The 20,132-nt window shown below is 41.8% G+C and carries 25 protein-coding genes and 1 pseudogene; 13 read left to right on the top strand and 13 right to left on the bottom strand.

Translation table 11 applies throughout. The features are described from left to right. Positions 1-60 precede the first annotated feature (60 nt). On the top strand, positions 61-360 hold the full coding sequence (locus G475_RS28125; RefSeq protein ID WP_084414225.1) for a transposase family protein: 300 nt from the start codon (positions 61-63) through the stop codon (positions 358-360). Between the two features lie 628 nt (positions 361-988). On the opposite strand, the gene G475_RS26575 is transcribed toward G475_RS28125, so the two are convergent. The 3 genes from G475_RS26575 to G475_RS0120920 form a co-directional block, all read right to left on the bottom strand. Then, entirely contained in the window at positions 989-2,656 is a 1,668-nt protein-coding gene (locus G475_RS26575; RefSeq protein ID WP_051302808.1) for a hypothetical protein, read from the bottom strand. Continuing rightward, positions 2,653-3,621, bottom strand: coding sequence for a hypothetical protein (locus G475_RS0120925; RefSeq protein WP_026702928.1), 969 nt, complete (start codon positions 3,619-3,621; stop codon positions 2,653-2,655). The genes G475_RS26575 and G475_RS0120925 overlap by 4 nt, the downstream gene beginning before the upstream one ends. A gap of 368 nt (positions 3,622-3,989) precedes the next feature. After that, on the bottom strand, positions 3,990-4,316 hold the full coding sequence (locus G475_RS0120920) for a hypothetical protein (protein ID WP_026702927.1): 327 nt from the start codon (positions 4,314-4,316) through the stop codon (positions 3,990-3,992). 265 nt (positions 4,317-4,581) lie between these two features. Here G475_RS0120920 and G475_RS0120915 point away from each other — a divergent pair, with 265 nt between their 5' ends. Together G475_RS0120915 and G475_RS0120910 are read left to right on the top strand one after the other, a co-directional pair. Continuing rightward, positions 4,582-5,220, top strand: coding sequence for an HD domain-containing protein (locus G475_RS0120915; RefSeq protein ID WP_026702926.1), 639 nt, complete (start codon positions 4,582-4,584; stop codon positions 5,218-5,220). Between the two features lie 256 nt (positions 5,221-5,476). Beyond that, entirely contained in the window at positions 5,477-6,079 is a 603-nt protein-coding gene (locus G475_RS0120910; RefSeq protein WP_026702925.1) for a TetR/AcrR family transcriptional regulator, read from the top strand. A gap of 83 nt (positions 6,080-6,162) precedes the next feature. Here the strand turns inward: G475_RS0120910 and G475_RS0120905 are convergent, their stop codons facing one another. From G475_RS0120905 to G475_RS25910, 3 genes and pseudogenes are all read right to left on the bottom strand, one after another. Further along, positions 6,163-7,095 carry a glycine betaine ABC transporter substrate-binding protein gene (locus G475_RS0120905; protein WP_026702924.1) on the bottom strand — a complete coding sequence of 311 codons (933 nt, stop codon included), beginning with the start codon at positions 7,093-7,095 and terminating at the stop codon, positions 6,163-6,165. Positions 7,096-7,127: 32 nt separating this feature from the next. Continuing rightward, positions 7,128-7,874, bottom strand: coding sequence for a deoxyribose-phosphate aldolase (gene deoC, locus G475_RS0120900; protein WP_026702923.1), 747 nt, complete (start codon positions 7,872-7,874; stop codon positions 7,128-7,130). 342 nt (positions 7,875-8,216) lie between these two features. Next, positions 8,217-8,732 (bottom strand): annotated as a pseudogene (locus tag G475_RS25910) (DoxX family protein). 373 nt (positions 8,733-9,105) lie between these two features. Here G475_RS25910 and G475_RS0120890 point away from each other — a divergent pair. From G475_RS0120890 to G475_RS0120880, 3 genes are all read left to right on the top strand, one after another. Next, positions 9,106-9,297, top strand: coding sequence for a hypothetical protein (locus G475_RS0120890; protein WP_026702922.1), 192 nt, complete (start codon positions 9,106-9,108; stop codon positions 9,295-9,297). Between the two features lie 72 nt (positions 9,298-9,369). Continuing rightward, positions 9,370-9,783, top strand: a complete 414-nt coding sequence (locus tag G475_RS25905) for a hypothetical protein (RefSeq protein WP_211233941.1) — start codon at positions 9,370-9,372, stop codon at positions 9,781-9,783. Between the two features lie 34 nt (positions 9,784-9,817). Further along, a complete protein-coding gene (locus G475_RS0120880; RefSeq protein ID WP_026702921.1) occupies positions 9,818-10,351 on the top strand; it encodes a GNAT family N-acetyltransferase in 534 nt (177 codons plus the stop codon). A gap of 13 nt (positions 10,352-10,364) precedes the next feature. On the opposite strand, the gene G475_RS0120875 is transcribed toward G475_RS0120880, so the two are convergent. Continuing rightward, the gene (locus tag G475_RS0120875) at positions 10,365-11,105 is read right to left on the bottom strand and encodes an SDR family NAD(P)-dependent oxidoreductase (protein ID WP_026702920.1); all 741 of its coding nucleotides are present in this window, start codon (positions 11,103-11,105) and stop codon (positions 10,365-10,367) included. A gap of 167 nt (positions 11,106-11,272) precedes the next feature. On the opposite strand from G475_RS0120875, the gene G475_RS0120870 reads away from it, so the two are divergent. Together G475_RS0120870 and G475_RS0120865 are read left to right on the top strand one after the other, a co-directional pair. Next, positions 11,273-11,497 carry a hypothetical protein gene (locus tag G475_RS0120870; protein WP_026702919.1) on the top strand — a complete coding sequence of 75 codons (225 nt, stop codon included), beginning with the start codon at positions 11,273-11,275 and terminating at the stop codon, positions 11,495-11,497. A 30-nt stretch (positions 11,498-11,527) separates the two neighbouring features. Beyond that, the gene (locus G475_RS0120865) at positions 11,528-12,589 is read left to right on the top strand and encodes a zinc-binding dehydrogenase (RefSeq protein ID WP_211233940.1); all 1,062 of its coding nucleotides are present in this window, start codon (positions 11,528-11,530) and stop codon (positions 12,587-12,589) included. A gap of 204 nt (positions 12,590-12,793) precedes the next feature. On the opposite strand, the gene G475_RS25900 is transcribed toward G475_RS0120865, so the two are convergent. Then, a complete protein-coding gene (locus G475_RS25900; RefSeq protein ID WP_035712273.1) occupies positions 12,794-13,021 on the bottom strand; it encodes a hypothetical protein in 228 nt (75 codons plus the stop codon). 331 nt (positions 13,022-13,352) lie between these two features. Between G475_RS25900 and G475_RS0120855 the strand changes: the two genes are divergently transcribed. After that, on the top strand, positions 13,353-13,727 hold the full coding sequence (locus tag G475_RS0120855; protein ID WP_026702917.1) for a hypothetical protein: 375 nt from the start codon (positions 13,353-13,355) through the stop codon (positions 13,725-13,727). Between the two features lie 135 nt (positions 13,728-13,862). On the opposite strand, the gene G475_RS0120850 is transcribed toward G475_RS0120855, so the two are convergent. After that, positions 13,863-14,189: a hypothetical protein gene (locus tag G475_RS0120850; protein ID WP_051302806.1), complete on the bottom strand. Its 327-nt coding sequence runs from the start codon at positions 14,187-14,189 to the stop codon at positions 13,863-13,865. Positions 14,190-14,299: 110 nt separating this feature from the next. Further along, a complete protein-coding gene (locus G475_RS0120845; RefSeq protein WP_407636219.1) occupies positions 14,300-14,740 on the bottom strand; it encodes an RDD family protein in 441 nt (146 codons plus the stop codon). 152 nt (positions 14,741-14,892) lie between these two features. Between G475_RS0120845 and G475_RS0120840 the strand changes: the two genes are divergently transcribed. Continuing rightward, positions 14,893-15,345, top strand: a complete 453-nt coding sequence (locus G475_RS0120840) for a nucleoside deaminase (protein WP_026702914.1) — start codon at positions 14,893-14,895, stop codon at positions 15,343-15,345. A 161-nt stretch (positions 15,346-15,506) separates the two neighbouring features. Here the strand turns inward: G475_RS0120840 and G475_RS0120835 are convergent, their stop codons facing one another. Further along, entirely contained in the window at positions 15,507-16,103 is a 597-nt protein-coding gene (locus G475_RS0120835) for a polysaccharide deacetylase family protein (protein WP_026702913.1), read from the bottom strand. A 96-nt stretch (positions 16,104-16,199) separates the two neighbouring features. Beyond that, positions 16,200-16,772 carry a DUF4256 domain-containing protein gene (locus G475_RS0120830; RefSeq protein ID WP_035712271.1) on the bottom strand — a complete coding sequence of 191 codons (573 nt, stop codon included), beginning with the start codon at positions 16,770-16,772 and terminating at the stop codon, positions 16,200-16,202. A gap of 267 nt (positions 16,773-17,039) precedes the next feature. Between G475_RS0120830 and G475_RS0120825 the strand changes: the two genes are divergently transcribed. Then, the gene (locus tag G475_RS0120825; protein ID WP_026702911.1) at positions 17,040-18,353 is read left to right on the top strand and encodes a lysine N(6)-hydroxylase/L-ornithine N(5)-oxygenase family protein; all 1,314 of its coding nucleotides are present in this window, start codon (positions 17,040-17,042) and stop codon (positions 18,351-18,353) included. Positions 18,354-18,549: 196 nt separating this feature from the next. On the opposite strand, the gene G475_RS0120815 is transcribed toward G475_RS0120825, so the two are convergent. Next, a complete protein-coding gene (locus G475_RS0120815) occupies positions 18,550-19,473 on the bottom strand; it encodes an AEC family transporter (RefSeq protein WP_026702909.1) in 924 nt (307 codons plus the stop codon). 182 nt (positions 19,474-19,655) lie between these two features. Here G475_RS0120815 and G475_RS27420 point away from each other — a divergent pair, with 182 nt between their 5' ends. Both G475_RS27420 and G475_RS25895 read left to right on the top strand, forming a co-directional pair. Next, positions 19,656-19,826, top strand: coding sequence for a hypothetical protein (locus G475_RS27420; protein ID WP_156911830.1), 171 nt, complete (start codon positions 19,656-19,658; stop codon positions 19,824-19,826). 75 nt (positions 19,827-19,901) lie between these two features. Continuing rightward, positions 19,902-20,132: transposase (locus G475_RS25895; protein ID WP_035712269.1), on the top strand; the 231-nt coding region annotated here is incomplete at its 3' end.

The raw sequence follows: 20,132 nt of genomic DNA, 5'->3' as shown, positions 1-20,132 counted from the left end.
CCTGTTGTAGGATGGTAGCCAGTCGTAACGCTCTGTAAATACCTTTGTTTCACAAGAAAGGTGATCACAAAACCACTTTTTTCATGCGATGATCTTGATGATAGACTGCAAGTGTTATCGTGGACAGAGGACTCACAGGAGATCGAAGTTGTTAAGGAAGTTTTATCGACATCTGCGAGCTGCCCTTCTTGCCAAAATCGATTCCATCGAAAACATAGTCGATATACACGTCGAGTGGCAGATCTGCCTATGAAAGGAAAGAATGTACACTTGCTTATTCTCTCGAATAAACTTTTCAGAACAACTGTAACTGCTAGATTAGAGTGGTTCTTACGAGCTTTTGGTGATGTTATTTATTAATAATATATGGGTATAGTTCTGTTAAAAAGAAGCGATTATAAAGTGGTAATAGCTGTGTTCCTCAACCTGTAAGAGAACGGGAGCATCAAAATGAAGACCAAACATCTTGCATCGTCACCGTGGGAGACGCTTTCTACCGCATTCATCGCTATGACGAAGCTTTGAAAGGTGGACTCCAGGGAATCGTGCTTGCCTGCCGGCCTACTAATACAGCAGCCAGCGGATCATCGGTTCGTTTTTTCTTTTGCTCCGACACGAGCTTAACTATCCAACATATCATACATTTCTACGTTGAACGCTGGAACATCATATGGGGGATTACAGGTAGCGATCTCTTTTCGCCATACAGCGGTATATGCTGGTGCTTCAACTTGCATATACATTTATCGTGTAGCATTACCAGCAAGGATTCTCTACCGGATATTATATTGGCGGTATAATAAGGAAAGGCGCCATTCTCTCCTGTTCTATGCCTATCAGAAAGCCCAAAACGGCGTATCCCTGCAGACTCTTGAGAAAGAGTTGATGATTGCCTAAGAAGATATAGAAGCTCCAAAGTGAAATATTCATTATATTGAATATTTTTGTTGCTAATTGTATATCTTCAAAGTGTTCTGCAAAATTTGAATCATAAATTATCAACTTCTACGAATTGTATTAAATTATTGTATTTATTTTTATCAAGTATTGGACTTTTTAAATGTATTACATTATAACTTTCTAAATATGATAAGTACTCTAAATTATCTTTAATCGCTACAAAGAAAGATTGGTGATCTGAAGATAATATATGATTCTCTAATTCTTTAAAGGTTATTTCAATGGTTTTACTCTCAACTTCATTTTTAACAAATGAATCTATACCAATCGGAATTGAATAGACACCAAACTCTATTAATAATCTTATATATGTAAGATATAGGGCTAAAATTGCCTTATTTTTATCCATTCCACTTCCCTTCACCTCCTGGAAGTCAAATAAGTTTTTATTTTTTATTAGATCACTACCAAACTTTAGATTAATATCCTTCAAAACCTCTAAAAATCTATTATTTATTTTTTTCTTTTTTTCTTTTTGATTTTTTTTCAGCTCCCTTATTTCTTTTTCTAAGCTCTTTTTGTCTTCGCTAAGTTTATCTTTATTAATAACTACTGAATTTATCTTAGATATAAATTCCTCATTAGCCATTCTTTTAGATTCCAATTGAATATATTCCTGCAATTGTAATTCATTTTGCAATTGCTCTTTTTGCTTTTCGACATTATTATACGTTTCATTTAAATTCGAAATATCATATATTAAGCTGTCAATACTATCTTTCAGTTTATTTATTTCCTTTTTATTCATTTCGATCAGATTTTGAATTTCAAAAATGTTATTACTGATCTTCAACCTTGTAAGTGATTGTTCAGTGGTTAATTTAGAGTGACAGTGTATACACTCAGTTTCTATACCTTTATATGATTTTTTGTTTGCCTCTAAGATTTTACTCAGTTCTATATTGTCTTGTAATAGCATATCTTGTTTTTGCTTCTTTGATACAATTTCTTTCTTTATTAAAGATGTTTTATTTGATACTTCGCTTAAATATTTAATACTATTTTCGAATGTTTTTTTCAACTCATCTAAATCATACAGAGAGGTGTCCATCATTTTTACTTTATTGGAATACTCATTTTGCAGCTTTTTTAATACTTCAAGTTCACTTGTTTTAGCTTTAATTTCTTTGTCAATCCCTCTTTTTTGATTTTCTTTATCTAAAATTTCATGATTTGAAATTCCTAAAACATATTCCATCAAATCCTGGGGTATGCTCGAATATCTATTAAGAGAGTCTGAAGAATTCTTAAATAAATAACCATCCCAAGACTTATCTTGGTCTAAATAGAATGGCGTTATAATTTCAGATGCATAAACAGATGATAAACTATCATCAGGAGATTTTTTTAATTTTAACTGCATCTTTATTGAAAGCTTATTTTCCAACCATTTTGCAAACTCTTTTAGACTTAATGATTCATTAGAATCAGAAACATAAAACAACGAGTTATCTCTAATAATATAATAATTAGCCCGTTCAATTGTCACATCTAACCGAAATCTCATTGTTCCAATATTCCAACCGTTAGGAATTTGCTTAATGGAAAAGCCTAAAGCATAAAAAATTGATTTTAATAAGCTTGATTTTCCAATAGTAGTTTCATCACTCGTGATAATATTTGTTTTTTCAGAGAAATTAAATTCATTTGCTTGTTCATTTTTATAATCTACAATCAATAAACTATTAATAATCAATTTGTTTCACTCTTCTCTATCAGTAATTCTATGACAATTGCCACTTTTGTGAAATATTCCAAATTATTGAAGCTAATTTTTGAATCAGCTATTTGAATTGCATCTTTGATTAGTGAATCTATTGAAACATCTTTGTCTAAATCAAAATCTTTAAGTTCATTTTTAGCAGCGGCCTTTTCTGATTTATACATTGACAATATTTTTAATTGTTCTTTTTTTATTCTTTCTTTATTAAAATAATTATAAGAAGTTTCTCTAAGAACTTCATATAAAGCATCGAATTGAGAAGTTGTTTTAAAAATTTCTTTTAAATCTTCTTGTACTATTTTCTTCATTTCCATATCTTCGTGATCCTCAATAATGAGTTCACTTTTTTGATCAATTAAGGTAAAAAGTTCATTAATAGCCATCTTTCCTCTATCTTTACTGACCTCGATTTTCTTTTGATCCATGGCTCCTATCAAAAATAAAACCGCATCTTCCATATTATCTTTAAACGGAGTGACATATATGTAGCTGTTTCTCAATCTGTCTTTTAGATTTTTAACTTTTCCTTGACTATTTAATTTGTTTATGATTTCTTTGAACTGTTTTTCATTATAAGTATATAATGGTGCGCAGATTTCACCATCATTATCAACTACCATATTTCTTAAATCGTTCTCTGAAAAATCTTTAGTTATTATTTTATATTTAGTATTAGAATTTACTACTTTTGAACTTATGATGTTTTTATAAAGTATTAGTTCTTTATTATTTAAAATTTTGTTTAAGGTAAGTTTTTTACTTTTCACTTGAATAAATGCTTGAAATTGATCAAATTCAACTTGAAAATCCTCTTTTGCCTCCACATACACTTGAAAATTACTTTTATCAAAATTCTTAATAGCAATTAGAGCAATTGAAGCTTTTTGAAAGTTAAAACCCTTAATTGCAAATGCTCCACCATTATCAATTAGTTTCATAAAAGTTTACCTTCCCACCTTAATTGCAATATATTTATAAAGGACACTTTCAATTTATTCATCTTTACTTATTAATGAATTAAACGGACGACACAGCATTAAAGAAATTATTTTGATCTTTATCATGCCCTATAAGATTATCTTTTTATTAATTATCTATGAGAATGGCGTTTATTACTCCATAATATTTTCTATTCTTGTGTAGTGAAGTTACACAAATATTAGTTACATCGTCTTTTGCACCTCAGAAAAAAATTACAATTATAGTTTAAATAAAAAATTAAGCTATGTTATTAAAGATGGCAGTAATTCAATACTTAATGCCATAAATATACGCAGAGTTTGATAGAATGGACGAGCATCGTGATTTAAGTCTCTTTCTCAACCTTCTCCCATTGCTTCTGTTCCACGATCACAACAGAATCACTGCTTCCGTCTTGTCCGGACAGGAGAAATTCCACCCGCTTGGAGGTGTTCGGGATGTTATATTCAATTGCCACCACCCCGGCGTTATCCGGTATGGCCGTGTCATTCAGCACCCGGTACATATGCAGCATCGAGTTGTCCCAGGACCGAGTTTCCCTATCATTCGTTCTCCCCATTTTCTCCGTGAAGGTGTCCAAGATTTTCGGCACCAGCACGTCCTGGTCCACATGATGCAGAATATCTTTCTTGCTGGCTTCGTAGACGATCATACTTTCCTCTCCAATACCGTACGAATAAGTCTAATTTCGTAGTAACATGTATGGATTTATGCCTCCATTCTAACACATCCTTCCAAGTATGGAAGAGAAATAACGAAGAAATTTATCGAAAATTGGAACATCTACATTCGTACATGGTTCTCTATTATGATGAAATCCCTGTAGAGAAGAACTGCTCTTGTTTGGATTGGCGTTGGGTGTGGTAAAGGGGTGGAGTAACCGAAGTTTCTACCAATAAAGTAGGAGGATGTTAGGTATGCGGCAGGAAATAGCGGGTATTAAGATTCCGGATTCCCAGTTGGCGAAGGATGCGGCGGATATTCTGCGGGAGCAGGAGAATGATCTGCTGTGGAATCATTCCAATCGTGTGTTTTTGTTCGGTGCCGTTCAGGGGCAGCAGGCGGCGCAGCCTTATGATCTGGAACTGCTGTATGTGAGTGCGTTGTTCCATGATCTGGGGCTGACCAAAGAATACAGCAGCCCGGATTTGCGTTTTGAAGTCGATGGTGCCAATGCAGCGAGAAGTTTTCTGCAGCAGTATCAGATTCCGGAGGAGTCGTTGAATCTGGTGTGGGATGCGATTGCTCTGCATACGACGATCGGGATTACAGAACATAAGACGCCGCAGGTATCCCTGCTTTATTCCGCGGTCGGCCTGGATGTCATGGGTGACAACTTTGATCAGTTCCCGGCGAAGCAGCGGAAGGAAATTGTCGAGGCATTCCCTCGTAATAATTTTAAAGAGGAGATCATCCCTGCGTTTTATGAAGGGTTCAAGCACAAGCCGGAAACGACCTTCGGCAATATTAAAGCAGATGTCATCTCCCACTATCAGCCTGACTACAGGCACAAGAATTTCTGCGAATGCATTATCCACTCCCCGTGGTCGGAATAAAGAACAGAGTCCTCTTCCATTTCAACGACGCAGACAAACAAAAAAATCACGTTCCACCGCAGCGTAATTGCCTGGAACGTGATTGCCTACATATCTCCCTTCCATCTTCCAATGGTTCACCCCCAACGAAACATTTCCCAGATCACTTCTCTCACATTTATTTGTAAATTTTCCAGCGTATCGTGATACTCCTGTAAGTCATTTGACTTAAGAAATGTTATAATACAGGAAGATGTACTAGTAAAGGAGTAATCCCATGCCTAAAAAAATAGATCTTGCTGAGAGAAAAGAGCAGATTGTGAAAGCAACGTTTGATGTTATTTATCAATATGGGTTCGAAAAAACAACCTTACGTGAAATTGCAAAACACGCCGGCTTGTCTTTAGGATCGGTTCAATATTTTTTCCCTAAACAACAGGACATCTATTCCTTCGCCATGGAGGTTATTTTTCACCGATTTGAAGTACGAATGCAGCAGGTGGTCGATGTGGAAGAAGATCAGGATATCTTTGAAGCCGCTGTGCGGATGGGAAAACAAATTGTTCAGATTCATACAGAAGAAGGACGGATCGAGAATGATATCTGGGTGAAATTCACCTTGATGGCTAGTATGAACCCCGAATATCAGGACCTGCGAGAAGAATACCGCAAGATTAACCTTAATTTTGCAGAAAGGATTTTACGCATTCTGCATCAGCATGGATATATTGAGAATGCGGACAAGATCAAAGAGGAGGCGCATGCCTTCATTATATTTATCACCGGCCTGGTATTTGAATCGGTGATTTACGACTATTTGTATGACGAAGAAGTCGTGGACAATAAAGTAAGAGAGTATTTAAAAAGTATTTGTCATTAACACCCAGGAAACAAAAGGGAAAGGCAAGACCCCAAAGGCTTATGCCCGAAGAGTCTTGCCATTCGCCTGCGGTATACGACAGACTATTGATTATTGTTTATCATTTCATCAAGTCTGTCACGATTATCATCAATCCATTCCTGCGCTACTTCTTCCGGATCTTCGCCGCCATCAATTTTAATAATCATCTCTTCCATGTCAGGAATGGATATTGTCAGCTCTTCTAAAAATTCATAAACTTCCGGTACTCTTTCCTCGACATCTTTATAAACGAGAGGGTGAACCGAACTTCCTGAAAAATACTCCGGGTGTTCTTCATTCGTCAGGATTTTCAATCCTAACTCATTAAACATGGAATGAGGTCTCCATCCATATAATAATATAGGTTCCTCTTGATCGGTACTTGCTTTCGCTGCCGAGATCATAGCTCCCTCTGAAGAGTTTACGAGCTCCAGATCAAGATCATAGGCATCTATTAATTCCTGCAGCTCGTCCATCGCAGGATCCCCGTCTTCAATAGCAATTACTTCATTGTTTACCATACTTTCGTTACCAACCAGGTCTTCCACATCATTGATATCTTCCATATATTCCGGAACAACCATGCCGGCATTCGCATCTTCATAGATCGGTTCTAATTGCTCAATGGAATCGGAATATTCTTCTAAATATTGGGTCTGCTGCGGATACCAGGAGTCCATATAGATATCGATATCACCTTCGGCCTGGGCCGCATAAATGGCACCAATATTCGCTTCTTCCACTTCAATAGGATATCCCATTTCTTCCAGAATTGCCTTCACAATCTCCGTCGGCGGAACCGTACTTGTCCAGTTTGTTAAACCTAGTACTAATTCCGGCTTCTCTTCTGTTTCCGCTTCTGTGGTTTCTTCTGTTTCTTCTTCTGTTCCCTCTTCCGTTTCTTCTTCTGTTTCTCCTACACTGCCCCCTTGTGAACATGCAAATAAAGCAACGGATATTAATAAAAACATAATCATCAAAACGATTTTCTTCATTACAAAACGACTCCTTTTATATGCTGCTTCGTCTATTTATTCTTCCAAAAATTGTCCCCGGCATCGAAAAGCCAATCAATAATATTATCATTACCAATCCGGGATACACCCAATTCTTCAATATAATAGAGGCATTCTTCTAAGTTTTCCGGCGCACCAGAAGCTTTGATCTTGATTCTGCCGTTTACAATCTCACTCATGGCTCTCACATTATCAATACCTGTATTTTCATACGTTTCGGCCAGGCTGTCCTGATAATCAGCTTGTCCAGAACCGTCATATCCTGCGGCAAATCCCGTAGCGTTCTTTACGTAATCTGCACCGGAGTCAATCACTAACTCACAAGCTTTTGCCAATTCTTCCCGACTTTTTAGATGCGGGGTCTCAATGATGACTTTAACCTTACAGTCTCTTTTTCTATTCTTTGCTGCCTGAATAACCTGCTTTAATTCATCTAACACATAATCATAATCACCATCTTTAAAGCGGGCTATGTTCATGACCATATCGATTTCATCTGCCCCCTCATCGATGGCGGCTAAAGCTTCATGGACCTTGGTTTTGATCGTTTCAAATCCAAATGGAAACCCAACCACACCGCTGATACTTGCTTTGTCCCCTATCACTTTTTTTGCCGCTGCCACATCTGTCGGATAACAACATAAGCAGGCAAGCCCGTAATCAAGCACTTCTTGACTTCTTTTTTCTATCGAGTCCTTGGTTCTGTTCTGCCAAAGAATCGAGTAATCAACATGTGCGCAAAATTCTGCTTTATTCATTTTTCAACCGTCCTTTGTCTTCTTCATGGCTGCCATGTTTCTCTCTCCATACATTTAAATGTTTGTTGATAGATAGAAATATTCGAATATTTCCAGCCAAAAATTTTTGTAATACATTTGACTTAAAATAAGTATAATACAATTGACTTATAAAAACAAGAAGATTTCATTTGTTTCTAAAAAAGGATATTTAATCAGTAAGATTCAGTATTCCCAGTTCTGAGACAGCTTTCTATACCGTTCCACCTCCAATCAAGTCCGCAGTGAATGTTCATCCCCCAGCTATAACTCATGCCGGGTAATCCATTAAAAAAAGCCCACATTCAAGGGCTTTTTTCAACGTTACGCTACTTTTGATGTGTGCTCCTCTTTCGGCTTGCGGCCGATTTTTTCTTTCAAAGTGGGAACGAAACGGTCGAGTCCAATGCTGCCGGCATTGCCTTTTCCAACAAGGATGAGGATGGCGAGAATCAACATCACCGGGTTGGTCGACACGGTACCTGCCAGCAGAAACGCCATATTCATCGTACCGCCGAAGAAAGCGGCAGTGGTTGTGAACAAGCCGACAATCAAACCGACACCTACCAGGACTTCCCCCCACATCACGAGGAAACCAAAAACGTCGGCGTTCGGAACAGCTATATGTTCCAGAAAGGCTGTGTACCAGGGATAAGCCGGAGCCGCTCCTCCCCCCTGCATGACGGGTTCGGCGACAGCTCCCTGCAGAAATCCGCCGGGGTTGAAGCCGTCTGTGATTTTTCCAAGTCCCTACGTGAGCCACGTCCAGCCTAAATACAAGCGCGCCGCGAGAAACAATACCGCTGCAATCATCGACTCCTTCAAAAAACGAATGAACATTTTTATTCCTCCTTTTGTGAAATCTTTCACATTTGATCTACTTTTATTATATCGCATTTTGTATGTTTGTGAATACTTTAACAATAATAGACACAAAGTATTCATAACTCTGTATATGAAGCCCGGGCTGCCGGCAGCTCGGTGAACATTAGAACATGGATGGTATCTTCTTCATTTACAATTTATAATGACTCCGTGAGAGGAATTCTACTAATGCTGGAACCTTCCGTTACATACACATCATCATTGCGATTTTTGTCGTAATGATTGTTGTTACGTCGAATCACCGCTTAAATATGGCTGGCTTTTCTTTCATGTGTTTCAATGTGTTTAGAAATGTAATCAGCTTACTAAATGGAATGGATGGTTAGATATGAGATTGCTGGGCACTGTCATTCAGATAATAGGCTTAGTTTTGTTAATTATTTATCAAATAATTTACTTGGCTCAAGGTACGCCTGATGATTTTCCTGCGCACTTTCTATGGATTATAGCAGGGATTGCTATTGCAGGTGCATTGATTCAGTTTATTGATTATATAACGAAAAAGGTTAAAAATAATTAATACTCCTTATTTTTGAAAGTGTATTGATTGTCTTTCTATTAACTGGCTTTATTTTTATGGGGAGAGTTCTTCATGCTTTGTTTTTGCGAAAAAAATGATAGATCGGAATTACGGGTGGAAGCGGATGTTGCCGTAGATCCTGTATGGTGCAACCGTTGTTCGTATAATCTGGAATTGGAGGACTTGCCTCTCTCCGAAGCATTGAAAACGGAATTGATGAATTGGGTGCTTCGGTACGGGGAATGGATCGATTGGGACCATGACGACCGGTTGGTTCCGGGAGGATTAGTGCTGGAGACGGCCCATAATAAAGAAGGGAAACGATTAACGGAACGCGTGCAGCAGGAGCTGGGAGCAGATTTTCGTGTCGTATTCCGGTCTTCCGTGTTCGGCTGGCTGATGTACAGAAAGCCGGTACCAGTTGAAGCAGTGTACAGCCTTTATGGTATTCTTCCCATCTACCCGCCCTGGCTGATAGATGTGTAGATTTTTAAAATAATGAAACAGAGGGGAAACGGTCATGGATATTACGATCAGGCAGGAGTTCCCTGCAGACTACCGCACCACGGAAGCTCTAGTAAAACGAACATTTGGGGAAGAATCCTACAGCGATCCAACGGAAGACACACTGGTTCACAACCTGCGGGAATCAGATGCCTTCATTCCGGAACTGTCGCTGGTGGCGTTGGACAGCGGGGAGCATATCATCGGCCATATTCTGTTATCCCGGGTCAGCATTGAGGATGGCAGAGCGGCTGTGGAGTCTCTTGCGATTGCACCTGTGTCGGTAGCGCCGGAACGCCAGAATCAAGGAATCGGCACGCAGTTGATGCATGCCGCGTTACATCGGGCGGCCGAGGTTGGACATTCCTCCGTTATTGTACTGGGGCATCCGGGGTATTATGCCAAGTTCGGCTTTCGGCAGGCGGAACACTGGAATATTCGTGCTCCTTTCGATGTGCCGGAAGAAGCCTTTATGGCGCTGGAGTTAACCGAGCACGCGCTGGATGAGGTGCAGGGCGTCGTACAGTATTCCCAGCCTTTTTTAGAGTAATATCTGTATCTTTTTATTCGGATCCAAGCGTCATGCCGCCATCCACGACAATTTCTGTACCGGTGCAATAGGAACTTTCATCTGACGCAAGAAAGGCTGCTGTCCGGGCAATTTCTATTGGCTGACCAATGCGTCCGAGCGGAACTGATTGGTATGCCTCCGGAACCCCCTGGCCTTCGGTGGCCATTTCTGTCTCAATCCCTCCCGGATGAATCATGTTAACCCGGATGCCTTTCTGCCCCAGTTCCACGGCCGCTGCTTTCGACATCGCGACAACCGATGCTTTTGTCGCCGCATAAGCGGACGATTGAGGGATGGGTGCGAACGCTGAGACCGATACATTGTTAATGATGGACCCTTTCTGCTGTTTCTCCATATAAGGGGTAACGGCTTGCATTCCCATGAATACGCCGAGCTGGTTTACATTGATCATGTGTTGATAATCCTCCGGGGTCAGGTCCGTGAATGGTTTTCGTGTCAGAGCGCCTGCGTTATTGACGAGAACATCGATGGTGCCGAATGTGGCTGCGACCTCGTCCACCGCCGCTTTCCACTCGGATTCCTGCGTGACATCCAGCTGCACCGGATACGCGTGATCCTCTCCTATTTCCGAAGCCACCTCCTGTGCGCTGTCATAATCTCGGGCGCCGATCACGACTCTCGCGCCGAGCGCGGCCAGGTGCTCCGCGATCGTTTTTCCCTGCCCGCGGTTGGCCCCTGTTATAAGAATCACCTGATTTGTTAAGTCTGCCATTACTTTTTCTCCTTCCACCTTGTTGTACCACTAGGTTTCGCAACATATTTACCAATTATCTTAACATGCGCAAACACCGCGAAGCGATTGTAATGAAATAACAGAGGAGAATCATGTATCCTGTATAGAGAAGGTATTTTTCATATTTTGGAAGAAGGATGAAACGTATGAAAACGATCATTTTTCATGTGAAAAGGATAGAAACTCAATGGAAAACTTCCCAATGGAGACTCAGTTTTTATGCACTCATTACATTTATCGGAGGTTCCATCGGAGGTTATTTGGTTACCCGCAGTATATACTCTGTATTAGGAGCATTAACCGGGGCCTTGATAATAGTTATCTTTAACATTTTTCAAGTGATTTTTAAAAAAATAACATCAAAAGACTAAACTATTCCAAAGAGAAAGGAAGCGATGGTGTTGAGTGATGTTATGGAGGCGGCTGTACTCACAGCGTTTGGTGGACCGGACGTATTACATTTGCGCGAGGATGTTCCCGTGCCTAAAGTGCCGGCGGGGCAGGTGCTGGTACGCATGACCGCTGCATCCGTCAACAATACGGATATTTGGACCCGGGAAGGGGCTTACGGACTCCCCGGAAACCCCGATGCGAAAGCCGGGTGGCGTGGATCGGTGGAGTTCCCGCGGATCCAGGGCGCAGACATGGTCGGCCGCATCAGCCATGTCGGGGAAGGGGTCGATGCCAGTCTTATAGGCAAGCGTGTGTTGGTCGATCCTGCTTTTTATGAGACAGCAAAGGACGATGCCCACCCGATCGGGCTGTTAGGAAGCGAAAAGGACGGCGGATTTGCCGAATATGTGGTGGTGGACGCGACGCGGGCCCATGACGTGAGCGATTCTCCCTTATCGGATGAACAATTGGCCTGCCTGCCCACAGCGTACGGAACGGCTCTCGGCATGTTGGAGCGTGCCGGCGTTGGTCACGGAGAAACCGTCTTCGTCACCGGTGCATCGGGCGGCGTGGGCTTAGCGTTGGTGCAGCTCGCAGCCGCGCGGGGTGCTTCCGTCATAGCTATGAGTAAATCGGCCAAAGCGAAGGAAGTCACGGCAGCCGGCGCCACCTACGTGATCGACCGTGATTCCGACAGTATCGGGGAAAACATATTGGATGCGGCCCCTGATGGCCTGGACGTTATGGCTGATGTGGTGGGAGGAGAAATGGTAACCAGCATGTCACCGCTCCTCAAGGAAGGCGGCCGCTGGGTGATTGCAGGAGCCGTTGGCGGGTCCGTGGTATCCCTCGACCTGCGCCGCCTTTACCTGCACAATCGGAGATTAATCGGATCGTCCATGCATACACCGGCCCACTTTCGGGAACTGGTTGAGGAAGCGAACGCCGGCCGTATCAACCCCCGCGTGGCCGAAACATTTCCATTGAGCAGAATACATGAAGCGCAGTATTTCTTCAAACAACAACAGCACGTAGGCAAGGTTGTAATCCTGCCTTCAAGCAGGAATTAAGCAAGAAAATAGTCGGTTCTGTCTGGTTATCGGCGCTTTTTCGTATATATCGGCGGTAAGAGGCAATTCATCGGCACTTTTGCTGCGTTTATCGACGGCATGTTTATTTTTATCGGCGAAACCAAGAGTCCACGTAAACTCATAGACTGACCAGGTAAGACTAATCCAAAAAAGACAATAGAGATCACCTTCTCTACTGTCTGCTCACTCTCTCTCAGATTCAACGTTGTACACTCTTTTATTCATCAATACCTCCGTTTTGTTATCAACATGTTCCGTTATTTTCTCTGTATACGTTCCGAGGCTTTCGATTACGTTTCTCTGCAATTTCTGTTGTCCTGCTAAAAGTCTTGCCTGCCCCGCTTTTAATTCACCAATATCTGTCTTGATTTCTTTCACTTCGCTTAAAATCTGTTTTAATATATCTTCCACAGCGTTCCTCCGCTTCAAGATACTCTATTTCTAAATCATACCACCTATAGTTTATTTACTTGTACCTTTTATATTAAAGCTCCCGCCCGTTTAAAGCAATTCTTTTTATATGATTATTTATTGCCGCTCTCCCAGTGGACGGTGAAAGATCCCCGGACCTCATTTCCCATAACAACCACCACTCTAGGTTAAATACCAGCCAAATCGGGCGCGTTCCAAGCCAAACACGGTGCCATACCAGGTGATCTGTTCTTTTTTCTGTATCTAATGGATAATCTTGTTACAATCGAGATGATATTTGAATGATAAAGAGCAAAGGAGTTGCAGATAAATGAATATCACTACGTTTATAGTTCTCTGGAGCATTTTCTTTCTAGTTTTATATTTAGTAGTCAAAGCCGCAGTGAGAAATGGGATGGACAGTTCTCATACCCATAGAATCCTGCAGGAATATATCGATTTTAAAACTCCGGAGAAAGCGGAAAAGAACCCTGTTGATAGAAAGACCTTTAACATGATTCATAGGTTTTTTATAGGAAAGAACCTCCCGCTGGAGGAAGTCATTAATACCCCGTTTGACAACATTTATTTTGTCAAAACCAAGGAAGAGCACTTCTTCGTCCATGTTGGAGAGGACATTTCTCTGATAGAACAGGAAGAAGTGAAAGAAGAATGGAAACATTGGTTGGAAAGATTCATCTTTTAAACGAAGCTGACTTTTCTTTTCAAACTCTAAATCAACAAGGGAGGGCTCCAGTTACAACTTGAACTATACTTAATATACATGGAAAAGTTTACTGGTTTCATAGGATTTCCTTACTCAAAGACCTTCCATTAAGTATTAATGGGCTGTTGTATTAACTGCAAGATAAAAAGCCATAAACATACTAAAACAAACGAACAAAGTAAGAAATATAAAAACAATCCTTCTCCCTATCGGTCCTATGAAATAGATATTCACTAAAACGTAATAGAGAATAGCACTGCCGCCAATAAACAGCAAAGATTCTTTGGTTAATTCCCTCTCCGGGAGTGGATTTGTTACATTCATTAATGCCATTCCGCCAAAAAGGAATAGGCCGATTATATTTAATAATTTTCTCGTATTTGTTTCTTTTTCAGTTACAATATCAACGTATTGGGACGTTTTGACCTTGGGTTCCAACATAACACTCCCGCTTTATTAGAATGTAATCCATATACGGGATCTTCGGAATCATCGTTTCAATGATCGGGTTACTTTTCTTGGGGGAAATTGGTATACATAAAGTAACCCCTTTATCCAGCCTCTTTTTTCACATACGTCCCGGCGATAAAGTCATGGATCGCCCTGCGGTCTTCCCGGAGCCCGACCATAAACGCGCTCACCAGGGCTGCAATGCCAAGCGTGAGTGCATAAATCAACCCGCCCGCGAGCACCCGAAGCAGCATTGTGCCGATTGTTACATTTTCTCCGGATTCTTTTACAATACGAATGCCGACAAGCCGTTTACCGATCACGTAGCCATGCCAGACCACCGGAACAAAAATTAAATAAGCCAGATCAAGAATATCGGTAAGGTTTGTTCCATACACGGTAAATTCGCCATAGACGATCCAGGCCATCAGAGTGAGCACAGCCCCTCTGATTAAAAAATCGAGAATAGCTGCCAGCAGCCTATCCCCAAATCCTGCTCTTTCTTCCATCCCCATCCCCCACTTTCCATTATCACGTTCCATTGTTTCAAAATTCTGGTTTTCCTTCAATACTTAACCTAAACCAAACACGAAACGTAGTTTTCCGGCCAAAGTGTTTTTTTCTGCTTTTGTGGAGAAGTGATTTTTCATGATTTATAATGAAACAAACTAAATTGCCAGATGGAGGGTTTTACATGGATACGTTTATGGAACGGGCTGTGCATCTAGCGGCGGAAAACGTGAAAGAGGGCGGCCAGCCGTTTGGCGCAGTTCTTGTGAAGAATGATAGTATTATGGCGGAAGGGGTAAATGAACTGCACAAAACCTATGACGTCAGCGGCCACGCGGAGCTGCTTGCCATCAGACGTGCTCAGAAGAAGGGACAGACCAATGATTTATCAGAATATACGATGTATGCCAGCGGGGAGCCCTGTCCGATGTGCCTCACCGCTATCTATTTTGCCGGAATCGAAACGGTGTATTACTGTACGTCAGGAGAGACTGCGGCGAAGGCAGGTTTAGGGAAAGCTGGTGAAATATATAAAGACTTGCAGAAGCCTAAAGAAAAACGGCACCTGGCCATGGTTCAAATGCCTTTGCTTGAACAACAAGAGAATCCAATGAAGCTTTGGAAGGAAGGGAGGTAACGATGAAAGAAATGCTTACCATACGCCACTCCCGTCATAAAAAAGGAAACGTCTGCTTTTTCTGCCCCGGGCGGTGTCGATGTGAAACGGCTTCCCCGCGCCGCTGTTCCGCTAATAAGAACAGTCCCCTTCCTTACTTAAGAAGGGAGACTGAAATGGTATTACAATAACGTAAACTGGTATCCTTTGTTTCTTATTTCATCAATCAGGCGTGGAAGGACAGCCTGCGTTTGTTCGAGTTCATGAAGCAGAATAATGGACCCATCTCTGACATGAGCTGCCACGTTGGAAATAATCGTTTCCGGATCCTTTCTGTGGATCCAATCGTACGAAGAAATCTCCCACATGACAGGCGTTATATTCAATTCTTCCAGAATTTCCATCGTAGACTCGTCATATTGGCCGAACGGCGGTCTGAACAACGAAACATTTGTATTAGTTACCGCTCTCATTTTATCCACGCTGTCTTTTATCTGCTTCCGCTGCCCGGCTTTGGGTAATCTGCTTAGTTTTTTATGAGAGTGGGTGTGGGAGCCGAGTTGGTGGCCTTCCTGGATCACCCGTTTCCAGGGTCTTTCGTTATATAACAATCTCGTCTGCCAGAAAAATGCCGCTGGAACGTTTTTCGCCTGCAGCACATCTAATATGGCTTCGAGCTGACGGCCCGGTCCATCGTCGAACGTCAACACCACTTCGTGATCCGTTGCTCGGAGCTGGCCGACATTTTTCACCCATCTTTTATCTTTTAGATCGTACACGACCTCGCTTTTTACTACTCATGGACAAGGCATCGTTTCCACCTCCCACTTCATAGTATACAAAACCCTTCATCGATGATAAACCAGGTACAGCCTTTAGACGAGCAGTGAGCCGCGGAATCCTCTGGCTGCGTAATAGGATTCTGCTCCATTGTGGTACAGGAAAACGTGGCCGAAGCGATAATCACAGAAAAGGGCCCCGCCGCGTTCCCTGATATCCGTGGGAGTCTGCACCCAGCTTGATGTCTTCTTATCAAATTCCCCCAGCTGCTGCAGCGCGCGGTACTCTTCTTCCGTCAATAGCTCAATACCTATCTCTGCTGCCATATCAACCGCGCTATTTTCCGGTTTATGTTTTTTTCTTGATTCCAGGGCTTCCCGGTCGTAGCAGACGCTTCTGCGGCCTTTCGGGCTTTCTGCGGCACAGTCATAAAAAATGTAGCCACCCTTCTCCTTATCATACCCCACCACATCCGGTTCTCCGCCCGTTTGTTCCATGTTATGAAGCGATTCCAGTTTTTTCGTATCCGCATGAAGCTTTGCCTGCACGTCCTCCCACTTCAAACCTTCATGGCGGTGCCTATTGTTCTCAAAACGATCTTTCAACACTTCAAGTAATTCTTCCTGCGATAACTCATTGTGGTTATTAGTCTCCACTTTCTTTGCCATCCCAATTCCTCCCTTTGTTAATCCTTATTTTTATACAAGAGTCTCCTGTTTCTATTATATAAAATTGTATAAGAAGTAACAGTACGAAAATAAATTTATCGTATTCGTTTTTGCAATGTACCAATAAAACTTACTTACATAAATAATAGAAACAAGGGAACTTTACATGTTGAACGCAGTAAGTTCAAAAATAATTGAGTGTCTTACGGATTCGTATTTAGTATACCGAAAGCTATCAGGAAATTCACGCTGAAGGAGAAGTGGAAAATGTCGCGCGAATTATACGATATTATCGGAATCGGGATAGGCCCTTACAATCTTGGATTAGCGGCGCTGCTTGAGAATACTCCGGAACTTGATGCTGTGTTTTTCGACAAAACGCCAAAATTTGAATGGCATCCCGGCATGTTAATTGAGCAGACGGTTTTGACAATCCCCTTTTTAGCGGATCTCGTCACGTTTGCTGATCCAACAAGTAAATTCACATATGTCAACTATTTACACGAACATAATCGCCTGCATGAGTTCTACTTCTTAAGCAAATTTGAGGCTCCAAGGGAGGAATATAATGATTATTTACAGTGGGTTGCAGGGAAGTTGACACAGCTGCACTTTGGTCATGAAGTTGTGGATGTGATTGACCATAAAGAGGCTGAACAGCCGCACTATGAGGTCGTAGTTGAAGAAACCTCGACCAAAAAACAAAACGCTTACTTTACTAAGCACGTAGCAATGGGAACTGGCAGTGAGCCCTTTGTTATAGATACGATGACAGGACAGCCAGAGGCGGATGTGTTACATACGAGTCGATATATGTTTGAAAAGGAAAATCTGGTTCAGTCTCCCGATATTACGGTAGTGGGCTCCGGTCAGAGCGCCATAGAGGTGCTCCTTGATCTATTGAAGGAACAGGAAAATAAAGAATTTCAATTGACACTTTTCACTCGTTCCAGCGGATTGTTTCAGTTGGAAAAGGGAGAATTTGGCCTGGAATACTTCTCGCCTGATTTTGTGGATTATTTCCATTCACTGAACTTGAAGCAGCGGAATGAAACGTTGGAAACCTTAGGAACATTAAGAAAAGGGATTAATCCAGATACATTAGGGGAACTGTACGACACGCTTTATCATAAAACGATTGGACAAAAAAAGCAGCCGGTAACGATACAGCCTAATACAGAAGTAAAGAGTCTAAGCAAAAAGAAAAATAAGTATGTCCTGCGCTGTCATCAATGGCAAATAGAAAATTCCTTTGACTACGAAACGAATAAGGTTATCCTGGCAACAGGCTATAAACCCTATATTCCTGACTGGTTTTATGATCGTTTCCAGGACAAAATTGAGTGGGAAGACAATAAACATTACAAAATCACCAGAGATTATCAGCTTATCTTTAACGACAAAAGAGACCATCATTTTTTTACCCTGACAAATTTGGAGCATTCCCACGGAACAGCTGCTACCAATTTAGGCTTATCGGTTCAAAGGAACATCCAAATCATTAACTTGCTTGCTGGACGGGAAGTATATCAAAATAAACGAGACACAATCTTTCAACAGCTTAGGATGGAAAATGGATGAAGCAAGGAGATGGTTCTCTTCGTTCAACCATTTTCCACTGATTGTCAGTGCTTTTGGTATGGAGGCCGGGCTGCTGTCACGGTACAGTTGTCAAGAGGTCGGGGAAATAATATCGCATGTGGCTATTTTCCATTTAGTGTACTTTTACGTTGATATCAGTGAAATTTTCATTTTATCAGCGAAATCCCTACAATCACTAGAATAATAGGCGCGACGCATAGATAACGATCGTCACCGTCACACTGCTGAGCAGGGTGGAGACAAGAACAGCCTGCGCCGCATAGTCTTCGTAGTTGCGGTACATCAGCGCAAACAGTGCACTATTGCGCGACATCGGAAAGGAACTGGCAATGAACAACGCCTGCGCGATCGTCCCTTCGATGCCGAGCAGCGCAATGACAGCAATCGCCGTAAGAGGAGCAATGATTAGCCTGCCGGCGATGCCGAGAAAAAATATAAACGAAAGGTTCTCCAATTTTGGGTAGGCGACTTGGGCTCCCAATGTGATCAAGGCTACCGCTAGAAAGGCGTCCGCTATATTTTCAAGCGGGGTCCAGATATACGACGGAATTGAAATATCGAAGCTGTAGAAAATCAAACCCAGTACCAGCGCATACAGAATAGGCGTTTTCAGGATCTCCTTGATGTTCATGGCCCCTTTTCCCTCGGTGGAAGCTGCCGTCATTAACCCATATGTATAGGTAATAATATTTTGAAACATCATCACCATGATTTGGATCGACGCCCCTATGGGATTGGCCTGGAACACGAGCTGGCTGACCGGAAGGCCGAAATTGCCGGAGTTATTCAGTACGACGCTGTTCTTAAACGTGGAGGCCAGCTTTTTGTCCATCTTGAACACTTTCGTCATCAGATGGGCCAATGTGGCAAGCAGCAGGAATTGAATAAGAAGAAACCCGCCGATGTCCAGGAGCAGGGATGGTGTCATTTCATTTTGATAAATATTGGCGAAGATAATCGTCGGAAGAAAAAGATAGGTCAACAGCCGGGACAATGCCTGCAGGTCGAACTGAAACAGCCGGTGCAGCAGCGCGCCGAGCCCAAGTAAAAAGAATACAGGAAATATGATCTGCAGCAGGATCTGAAATAGTATTGTCATGATCCATCTCCCATTCTACTTAAGGGTAAAAAGCATAATCCTCCCCTAAGGTGGACTTATGCCAATAAACATATTGCAGTTCCCCCCTTCAGACCCAGCCTTCAATTTCACACCATCGTTCGCATAGAAAAAATCTATTGAGACGGGCGCTGCAGGCCTAACGTCTGCCGGAAATTTTCAGTATGGGACATTTATTCCGTTATTTCCTCGATTTTTCCCATTTTGAAGGGGCATTCGGACATCTGTTCCGCTATTTTCCCTTTTTGAACGTCAAAGAAGCGGTCTACGCCCGGATAGCGGCACAAATGTCCAAAAAAACCGCCACGGACGATGACGTAAAATATTTTGTGTAAGACTTGAAAGCATAAAAAAAGGTAGGGTACCCTTTGAAATAACACGAAAATTCATCAAAAGGAGGAACCCTACCTATGAGTCATAGTATAGGACAGAATTGGATCGAAAATCAACTGGATGATATGATACGCCCTTTCGTTAAAGAAAAAATGGAAATGATCATGAGAGAGGAAATGGAACAATATTTTGAGGTGGAGCATCCAGAACAAACGTATCAAAAAAATGGGTATTATAACCGCAACCTGGATACGAAATACGGGCGAATCTCGGATCTGCAGGTTCCAAGAGACCGGGAGAATCACTTC

The sequence above is a fragment of the Salibacterium aidingense DSM 18341 genome (assembly GCF_000429685.1).
In the GTDB taxonomy this organism is placed as follows: domain Bacteria; phylum Bacillota; class Bacilli; order Bacillales; family Marinococcaceae; genus Salibacterium; species Salibacterium aidingense.
This window is presented reverse-complemented; position numbering and strand designations above follow the sequence as displayed.